At 49.1% G+C, this 1,317-nt stretch carries 2 protein-coding genes; both read right to left on the bottom strand.

Annotated features, from left to right (window positions below):
• A partial coding sequence (locus tag A3762_RS22645) for a rod-binding protein (RefSeq protein WP_197469510.1) occupies nucleotides 1-323 on the bottom strand: 323 nt, incomplete at its 3' end.
• The coding region (locus A3762_RS22640) for a flagellar basal body P-ring protein FlgI (RefSeq protein WP_068757746.1) at nucleotides 323-1,317 on the bottom strand (995 nt) is incomplete at its 5' end. The genes A3762_RS22645 and A3762_RS22640, both read right to left, overlap by 1 nt.

Below are 1,317 nucleotides of genomic sequence, written 5' to 3'. Positions count from 1 at the left end.
ACTAAGCCCTTACTTTCTAATATCTGGCGCTCGATAACTTCAGCGAGGCCAATACCGCCGCCGTTTTTCCCCGCCAATGACACAGAAATCTGGGAGTCGAACATTTCTTGATAGAATTCGCTCTCATTACTAGAAAGAATATTGCCTTCTGACAAGCCCTTATTCGCCTCTCGCATTGATTTGAGCATCATTGAAATAAACAAGGACTCAAACTGCTCGGCAACTGCTTTGATACCCTCTCGTGTATCTTTAGTTGAGGCAGACTTTAGCCCCTGCAGCGCAGATAAATCGTTGTAGTTGGAGACGTCTGGCGTTTGGATCATTAGATCACCACCAAATCCGCTTTCAGTGCGCCAGCTTGTTTGAGCGCTTCTAGCACCGCCATGATATCGCCAGGTGCTGCTCCTACACGGTTAACAGCTTGTACAATCTCACTAAGCGTGGTCGCAGGACCAAACTCAAACATGCGGCCTTTTTCTTGTTCAGCACTGACATCTGAACGCGGCACAACGACTGTTTGGCCGTCCGAAAATGGATTAGGTTGGCTGACTTCAGCTTGCTCGTTGATCGTCACCGTCAAACTGCCATGGGTTACAGCGGCAGGAAGTACTTTTACATTTTGCCCAACAACGATGGTTCCAGTTCGCGAATTAATAATGACTTTTGCGGCAGCCTCACCTGGCTCAACATTCAGATTTTCTAGCATTGCGAGATACGACACGCGCTGCGCTGAGTCCCTCGGAGCACGCACACGAATTGATGTGCCGTCTTGCGCATAGGCTGTGTCCGGACCAAGCATATCGTTGATTTGCTGCGAGACGTTCATGGCCGTTGTAAAGTCAGGCTGATGCAAATTAAATGTGATCGTATCGCCTTGGCTAAACGGACTCGCAATACCGCGCTCTACCGTCGCACCATTTGGTATACGCCCCACACTTGGAACATTCACCGTAATCGATGAACCATCGCTACCATCTGCACCAAAACCACCAACGACCAAACTGCCCTGCGACATGGCATAAATTCGACCATCGGCACCTTTAAGCGGTGTCATTAGCAAAGACCCGCCACGTAGGCTCTTCGAATCACCGAGGCTTGATACCGTGACATCAATGCGTTGGCCAGGTTTGGCGAACGCGGGCAAATCCGCATGCACGGCAACCGCTGCAATATTCTTCGCTTTTGGATCAACACCAGGTGGAATCGTGATACCAAATTGATTCATCAAATTACGGAATGTTTGGCTCGTAAATGGGGTTTTATCACCCGTGCCATCTAAACCAACAACGAGACCATAACCGATCAATTGGTTGCTTC

Source organism: Oleiphilus sp. HI0125, from assembly GCF_001635355.1.
The sequence above is the reverse complement of the archived record's forward strand: the minus strand, read 5'-3'. Positions and strand labels throughout refer to the sequence as shown.